The sequence below is a fragment of the Micromonospora noduli genome (genome assembly GCF_003264365.1).
Classification (GTDB): domain Bacteria; phylum Actinomycetota; class Actinomycetes; order Mycobacteriales; family Micromonosporaceae; genus Micromonospora; species Micromonospora noduli.
This window is the reverse complement of sequence record NZ_PYAK01000005.1, coordinates 236,047-242,835: the sequence shown is the minus strand read 5'-3', so window position 1 is coordinate 242,835 and position 6,789 is coordinate 236,047. Positions and strand designations below refer to the sequence as shown.

Genomic DNA, 6,789 nt, shown 5'->3' with positions numbered 1-6,789 from the left:
GCGGGCGCGGTGCTGGCCGGCGCGCCGGCGGTGGGCGAGGCGGTGGCCGGCGGCGGGTTCGGTTCGTCGTCGCCGTCGACCCGGGCCACCCCGGCGATCACCGCTGCCGCGCCGAGGAGCACCACGACCACGCCGGCCACCAGCACCGGTACCAGCCGGTTGCGCTGCTCCGGCGGCGCGCGGTGCACGGGCACCGGCAGCAGCCGCGACGGCGTGTACGGCTCGACCTGCGTGTACGGGTCGGGCCGCGCGTACGGATCGGGCTGCTGGTACGGGTCGGGCCGCGCGTACGGGTCGGACGGTTGCTGCTGGTCGGACAGCGGGTTCGGGTCGGGCGACGCGTACGGGTCGGCGGGTGGGTGCAGCCGGTACACCCCGGGCTGCTCTTCAGTGCCGCCGGCCAGCCCGACCACCGACGGGGGCACCGGAGGGTCGGTGGGGTGGGGCGACGGCTCGTCCGCCGCTTCGGTCGACCATCTGCTGCCCGTCGACCCGACCGCCTCGTCGGAGGGCGGCCGGGGGTTCGGCACCGCCCCGGCGTGGTGGGTTGTGGCTGCCTGCGGGTGGTAGCCGGATTCGGCCGGCCCGTCGCCGTGCGGTGGGACGCGGGCGGCCGGCACGACCGGTGTGTCCCGAGCTGTGGGCGGGTTGTCGGCGCAGGCGTGGTCGGGACTGGCGGCCGCCCGGGCCAGGGCCGCCACCTGGGTGGCCAGCGGGTCGTCGGCGGGCAGGTGCTGGCGGCACAGCTCACGGGCGAGCGCCAGGTTGTCGTGTGCCTCGGCGAACTGCCCACAGTCGCGCTGCATCGCCCCGAGCCGCGCCAGCATCTTGATGCCGCTGGGGTGCCCGTCGCCGTACACCTCGCGGTGCAGCTCCCAGGCGTCCTGGAGGCGGTCGCGGGCCACAGTGCACTGGCCGCGCGCGTACTCGACGGTGGCCAGGTCGGCGTGCGCGGCGAGCACCCGCAGTGACTCCGGGCCGTCCTGTGCGGTCAGCTCGATGATGACTTCCTGGTAGAGCCGCGCCGCCCGGGAGTGGCTGCCGACCCGGTGCAGCACCGCGGCCAGGGTCGCCGCCGCGGCCACCGTGCGCGGGTCGGCGCGGCCGTGCAGGCGGGTGGTGGCCGCGTACGCGAAGGCGGCCCACCCGCGGGCCGAGTGCGGCTCGCCGAGGGCGATCAGCACCCGCGCCTGGAGGCTGGCCGCCTCGGCCAGCTCGGGAGTGGCGTTGGCCGGGCGGGGGTCGGCGTCGGTGAGCGCGTCGGACAGCAGTTGCTGTGCGCCGGCCAGATCGCCGGAGGACACGAGGTGGTGCGCCTGATCAGTCAGTTCACCGAAGCCGGAAGACACGCCCCATCGTGCTCATCCGACGACGGTAAGTACAAGACCCGCGCCGGTGTCGATTGGTCAGGATCCGGTCAGGTGCTCGGCCAGGGTCTCGCTGATCCGGCGTAGCTGGTCGACCTGGGCGGGGCTCAACGCGTCGAACAGGTGTCGGCGTACCCCCTCGACGTGGCCGGGAGCGGCGGCCGCGAGGGTGGCGAAACCCTCGTCGGTGAGCAGCGCGATCTGCCCGCGCCGGTCGGTGGGGCAGTCCTCGCGGCGCACCCAGCCGGCGGCCTCCAGCCGGGCCACGGCGTGCGAGAGCCGGCTGCGCGACGACCCCGCAGCCTGCGCCAACTGGCTCATGCGCAGTTGACGGCCGGGGGCCTCGGAGAGCTGGACCAGGATCTCGTAGTACGCGTGCGGCATGCCCGCGTCGCGTTGCAGCTCACGGTCGAGAGTGTCCATCAGCACCCGGGAAGCGGTGAGGTACGCGCGCCACGTGCGCTGCTCGTCGGGGTCCAACCAGCGGGTCATGACCGCCATCATACTCCCGATGGTTGAATGTTCAACTAAACCGCGCTAGTCTCGGGTCATGGGTATCCACCGGCTCAACCACGCGGTCCTCTACGTCAGTGACCTCGCCCGCAGCGTCGCGTTCTACAGCGACGTGCTGGGCTTCCGCCCGGTGGCGATGACCCCGGACGGCTTCCGGGGCGCCACCTTCCTCCAGGCCCCCGACTCCACCAACGACCACGACCTCGGCCTCTTCGAGATCGGCGCGGGCGCCGGGCGGTCGACCGCCGGCCGGTCCACCGTCGGCCTCTATCACCTCGCCTGGGAGGTGGACACGCTCGACGAGCTGGCCGCCACCGCCGAGCGGCTCGCCGCGGCCGGCGCACTGGCCGGCACCTCCGACCACGGCACTACCAAGAGCCTCTACGGCAAGGACCCGGACGGCCTCGAATTCGAGGTGGTCTGGCTGATCCCGGCCGACCTGCTCGACGACTCCGCGCTGGCCGCCCGCAAGCAGATCGGTCGGCTCGACCTGGACGCCGAGCGGCAGCGTTACGGCGGGCAGACCCGGGGCGGGGTGGGGATCTCCGTCCCGGCCTGACCGCCCGTACGGTAGAACGGACCGATGCCGACCGACCGGACCACTGATTTCCTCCGCGAGCTGCTGGTCCGCCAGTTGACGACCTGGCTGCCCGCGGCCCTGCACCGCTCCCGGCGGGCCACCATAGCCCTCGCGGGCGCCGACGCGGGCAGCGCGGAGGCCGCGCTGCGCCTGGTCGCCACGCACGGCGACCAGGTGCGCGGCCGGCAGGTGACGGTGCTGGTGCTGGCCGACGCCGCCGCCGACCTGCCGGCCCGACTCGGCCCGATCGAGGCGGAGCTGCCCGCCGAGGTCACAGTGCACCTGCTGCCCGGCGACGCCTACCGGTTACCGGTCGCGGTGAAGGCCGCCGGGGCGGCCGGCGCGCCGCTGTTCTCCTTCGTGGACCTGCCCGGCGCCATGACGCCGAAGCTGCTCACCGCCGCGACCAACGGCCGGACGGGAGAGCTGCTGCTGCACACCGGCGACAGCGCCCGAGACGTGCTCGTCTCCGCCGGCTTCCCCCTGGTGGCCGAGGTGGCACCGGTGCTCTCCGGCGGCGAGGCTGCCGGGGTGATCGCGTTTGGCAGCCGCTCCGACCGGAGTCTGGAGGCGGTCCGTGACGCGCTCTGGGAGCTCGGCGCGAACCTCGGCGTGCGCTACCGCGACCCGCTCGACCCGACCGGCACGACCGTCGACGTGGTCGGCGATCCCGACCTCGAACCGCTGGCTCACGAGCTGCTGGCCGAGTTGCGGGCGGGCGGGCCACGGCCGGTCACCGAGCTGCGCCGGCACACCCTCACCGCGACCGTCTATCGGGCCGCCGACGCCAACCAGGCGCTCGCTGAGCTGATCGACGCCGGTGCCCTGCGACGCGATCGCGAGTCCGGGCGGCTGGCCGGCGACGAGATCATCACCCTGGTGCGCTGAGCGCCCACCCCGCAGACGCCGAGCGGGGTGCCGGTGAATCACCGGCACCCCGCTCGACTCCCGGGAGGCTTACGACCGGGACTTGTCCTGCTTCCAGCTCAGCGGACCCGGCAGGTCGACCCGGTGCGCACGGGCCTTGGAGTTCCAGGACCAGCGACCGATCTTGATGCTCCACGAGGAGAAGCCGTTCTCGGTGAAGTTCAGGATGATCGGACCGTACTTCTTGCGCTTGCGAAACATGAGGCCCATCGGAGGTCTCCCCTCGTCACCGTTCCCTGCCGTGTCGAGATCGAACATGCCCGAACCGTCAACTTTTGAAACCCTCTCGCCGTCCGCCCTGGACGGTCGCCCACCGAGTGCCGCAATCTCTATCCACCAGATAGGTGTTGCGGCACGGTAAACGCTGCTCGTAGCGCTTCGTAACATCGGCGGCGATAGAAGTCTCATCTTCTGGAAGGCCGTTGACCGCTCGTTCCGATCCCGGGCAGCATGGGGTCATGTCGCAGCGGGATGAGCTTCTCCTCACCGCTCGTGTGCACGTCGACCTGGTCCGGCACGCGAGCGCGCTCTGTTGAGCTGACCGGTTCACCCGGCTCGGCTCCAGTGCCGCACTCCCATCGCCCGCCCGCTCAACGCGGAGCAGCGTGCCCGCACGCCCTCATCCGGGCGTCCCCGCTCCCATCGTGGACAGATCAGGAGACTCCTCATGTCCCCACCCCGTCGTCCCGTTCTGCGTACCCTCGCCGCCGTTGCGGCGCTGGTCGTGCTCACCGCCACCGCCGGCTGCGGCGGTGACGCGGCAGCCGACGGCGCCCAGGCCAACGAGCTGCGCTACCAGGGCTCGGTCGGTCAGGTCACCCTCCCCGAACTCGCCGCCGACCTCGGCTACCTCGGCGACGTCAAGCTCACGTGGATCGGCAACGTCACCGGTGGCCCGCAGGACATCCAGGCCACCGCCACCGGGCAGAGCGACTTCGGCGGCGCGTTCAACGGCGCCATCGTCAAGCTCGCCGCCGCCAACGCCCCGATCACCGCCGTGGTCAGCTACTACGGCTCGGACGCGCAGACCTTCCAGGGCTACTACGTGCTCGACGAGAGCCCGGTCCGCAGCCCCCGTGACCTGATCGGCAGGAAGGTCGGCATGAACACCCTCGGCGCGCACGCCGAGGCAGTGCTCAAGACCTGGCTCGCCCGCGGCGGTCTCACCGCCGCCGAGATCAAGCAGGTCGAGCTGGTCGCCCTGCCACCGGTCAACACCGAGCAGTCGCTGCGACAGCGGCAGATCGACGTCGCGGTGCTCGGCGGGGTGATCCGCGACAAGGCGGTCGCCAGTGGCGGCATCCGCACCATCTTCACCGACTACGAGCTGCTCGGCGCCTTCAGCGGTGGCACCTACGTCTTCCGGGACGACTTCATCAAGCGCAACCCGGAGACCGTCAGGGCGTTCGTCACGGGGGTCGGCAAGGCCATCGAGTGGGCTCGCACCCAACCCCGGGAGACAGTGGTCGCCCGGATGCGGGACATCATCGGCAAGCGCGGCCGCAACGAGGACCCGTCGCTGGTCGCGTACTGGAAGAGCAGTGGTGTCGCCGGCCGCGGCGGCGTGATCGGTGAGCAGGAGTTCGGCACCTGGATCGACTGGCTCGCGGCCGAGGGCGAGCTCAAGGGCGACCGTCCGAAGCCCGGCGACATCTACACCAACCGGTTCAACCCCTTCGTGGACGGGGGGAACGCGTGAGCACCGACAAGATCCTCTTTGATCGGGTGAGCAAGACCTTCCCGGTCCGCGCCAGTCGGCGCGGCGGAGCCGGCGCGGTGACCGCGCTGGACGCTGTCACCCTCGGGGTACGCCCCGGCGAGTTCCTGGTCGTCGTCGGCCCCAGCGGCTGCGGTAAGTCCACGCTGCTCGACCTGCTCGGAGGGCTCACCGAGCCGACCGCAGGGCGGGTGCTCGTCGACGGTCGGCCGGTCACCGGTCCCGGCCTGGACCGGGGCATCGTCTTCCAGCAGTACGCGCTGCTGCCCTGGCGCACCGCCGCGGGCAACGTCGCGTTCGGCCTGGAGGCCAAGGGGGTGCCCCGCGCCGAACGCGCCGCCCTGATCGAGCGCCACCTCGACCTGGTGGGCCTGCGCGGGTTCGCCGACCGCTACCCGCACGAGCTGTCCGGCGGGATGAAGCAGCGGGTGGCCATCGCCCGCAGCCTCGCGTACGACCCGGACGTGCTGCTGATGGACGAGCCGTTCGCCGCCCTGGACGCGCAGACCCGCGACTCGTTGCAGGACGAGCTGGTGCGGATCTGGGCCCGCACCGGCAAGACGATCGTGTTCATCACCCACGGCATCGACGAGGCCGTCTACCTGGGTCAGCGGGTGGCGGTGCTGACGTCCCGGCCCGGGCGGCTCAAACAGGTCATCGACATCGACCTCGGCGACCGGGACGCGGTCGAGGACGTCCGCTCCACCGACGCGTTCCGCCACCACCGGCACCAGATCTGGACCCTGCTGCGTGACGAGGTGCGGGCCGCCCAGGCGGCCGAGGGCACCGGCGTCCGCCACACCGAGGAGGCCCGCGTTGGTTGACATCGCCGAACGTCCCACCCGACTCGTCGGCCCACCCACGGTGCCCCGCGCTGCGCCCGACAGTGCCGTTCCCGGTCGCGCCGGTCGGCTGCTCGGCATCGGCGCGAAGGTGCTGCACCGCACCGTCGCCATCGCCGCGCTGGCCGCGATCTGGGAGGGCGCACCCCGGCTCGGGCTGGTGGACCGGGTCTTCCTGCCCCCGCTGTCGGAGGTGCTGGTGGCCTGGTGGGAGTTGCTGCGCAGCGGGCAGCTCGCCGAGCACGTGGGAGCCAGCCTCACCCGCTCGCTGGCCGGGCTGGGCCTGGCGGTGCTCACCGCCATTCCGCTCGGCCTGCTGATCGGCTGGTACCGACCGCTCGCCGAGCTGCTCAGCCCACTGCTGGAGGTGTTCCGCAACACCGCCGCGCTGGCCCTGCTGCCGGTGTTCGTGCTCATCCTCGGCCTGGGGGAGACCTCCAAGATCGCCCTGGTGCTGTACGCGTGCTCCTGGCCGATCCTGCTGAACACCATCGCCGGGGTGAAGGGCGTCGACCCGCTGCTGATCCGGTCGGCCCGTTCGATGGGGCTCAACCACCTGCGGCTGTTCCAGAAGGTGATCCTGCCGGCCGCCGTGCCGACCATCTTCACCGGCGTCCGGCTGGCCGGGGCGTACTCGATCCTGGTCCTGGTCGCGGCCGAGATGGTCGGTGCGAAGGCCGGGCTCGGCTACCTCATCAACTACGCGCAGTACAACTTCGCGATCGCCGACATGTACTCCGGGATCATCACGATCTCCGCCATCGGCCTGGTCGTCAACCAGCTCCTCGTCGCCCTCGAACGTCGCTTCTCCACCTGGCGCGTCGACGTCTCTGCCGGATAGGA

At 72.0% G+C, this 6,789-nt stretch carries 9 protein-coding genes; 6 read left to right on the top strand and 3 right to left on the bottom strand.

Annotated elements, in window-relative coordinates; translation table 11 throughout:
- Both GUI43_RS06505 and GUI43_RS06500 read right to left on the bottom strand, forming a co-directional pair.
- A partial coding sequence (locus GUI43_RS06505; protein ID WP_112698302.1) for a tetratricopeptide repeat protein occupies nucleotides 1–1,349 on the bottom strand: 1,349 nt, incomplete at its 3' end.
- Nucleotides 1,350–1,406: 57 nt separating this feature from the next.
- A complete protein-coding gene (locus tag GUI43_RS06500; protein WP_030333595.1) occupies nucleotides 1,407–1,868 on the bottom strand; it encodes a MarR family winged helix-turn-helix transcriptional regulator in 462 nt (153 codons plus the stop codon).
- Nucleotides 1,869–1,917: 49 nt separating this feature from the next.
- Here GUI43_RS06500 and GUI43_RS06495 point away from each other — a divergent pair, with 49 nt between their 5' ends.
- Both GUI43_RS06495 and GUI43_RS06490 read left to right on the top strand, forming a co-directional pair.
- Nucleotides 1,918–2,439, top strand: a complete 522-nt coding sequence (locus GUI43_RS06495; protein WP_112585113.1) for a VOC family protein — start codon at nucleotides 1,918–1,920, stop codon at nucleotides 2,437–2,439.
- Nucleotides 2,440–2,463: 24 nt separating this feature from the next.
- A complete protein-coding gene (locus GUI43_RS06490) occupies nucleotides 2,464–3,348 on the top strand; it encodes a hypothetical protein (RefSeq protein ID WP_112698301.1) in 885 nt (294 codons plus the stop codon).
- A 69-nt stretch (nucleotides 3,349–3,417) separates the two neighbouring features.
- Here the strand turns inward: GUI43_RS06490 and GUI43_RS06485 are convergent, their stop codons facing one another.
- Nucleotides 3,418–3,597, bottom strand: coding sequence for a DUF4236 domain-containing protein (locus GUI43_RS06485; protein ID WP_030333600.1), 180 nt, complete (start codon nucleotides 3,595–3,597; stop codon nucleotides 3,418–3,420).
- 248 nt (nucleotides 3,598–3,845) lie between these two features.
- On the opposite strand from GUI43_RS06485, the gene GUI43_RS35085 reads away from it, so the two are divergent.
- From GUI43_RS35085 to GUI43_RS06470, 4 genes are all read left to right on the top strand, one after another.
- Nucleotides 3,846–3,923, top strand: a complete 78-nt coding sequence (locus tag GUI43_RS35085; RefSeq protein WP_349881247.1) for a putative leader peptide — start codon at nucleotides 3,846–3,848, stop codon at nucleotides 3,921–3,923.
- Between the two features lie 131 nt (nucleotides 3,924–4,054).
- Complete coding sequence (locus GUI43_RS06480; RefSeq protein WP_112698300.1) at nucleotides 4,055–5,086, top strand: ABC transporter substrate-binding protein; 1,032 nt, start codon at nucleotides 4,055–4,057, stop codon at nucleotides 5,084–5,086.
- On the top strand, nucleotides 5,083–5,928 hold the full coding sequence (locus GUI43_RS06475) for an ABC transporter ATP-binding protein (protein ID WP_112698299.1): 846 nt from the start codon (nucleotides 5,083–5,085) through the stop codon (nucleotides 5,926–5,928). Before GUI43_RS06480 ends, GUI43_RS06475 begins: the two co-directional genes overlap by 4 nt.
- Entirely contained in the window at nucleotides 5,921–6,787 is an 867-nt protein-coding gene (locus GUI43_RS06470) for an ABC transporter permease (protein ID WP_112585121.1), read from the top strand. Before GUI43_RS06475 ends, GUI43_RS06470 begins: the two co-directional genes overlap by 8 nt.
- The last annotated feature ends 2 nt before the right edge of the window (nucleotides 6,788–6,789 follow it).

What these genes read in the sequence shown, in the direction of transcription:
- GUI43_RS35085 (WP_349881247.1), top strand. Translation starts at nt 3,846, where the DNA reads ATGTCGCAGCGGGATGAGCTTCTCCTCACCGCTCGTGTGCACGTCGAC.
- GUI43_RS06485 (WP_030333600.1), bottom strand. Translation starts at nt 3,597, where the DNA reads ATGGGCCTCATGTTTCGCAAGCGCAAGAAGTACGGTCCGATCATCCTG.
- GUI43_RS06500 (WP_030333595.1), bottom strand. Translation starts at nt 1,868, where the DNA reads ATGGCGGTCATGACCCGCTGGTTGGACCCCGACGAGCAGCGCACGTGG.
- GUI43_RS06490 (WP_112698301.1), top strand. Translation starts at nt 2,464, where the DNA reads ATGCCGACCGACCGGACCACTGATTTCCTCCGCGAGCTGCTGGTCCGC.
- GUI43_RS06495 (WP_112585113.1), top strand. Translation starts at nt 1,918, where the DNA reads ATGGGTATCCACCGGCTCAACCACGCGGTCCTCTACGTCAGTGACCTC.
- GUI43_RS06480 (WP_112698300.1), top strand. Translation starts at nt 4,055, where the DNA reads ATGTCCCCACCCCGTCGTCCCGTTCTGCGTACCCTCGCCGCCGTTGCG.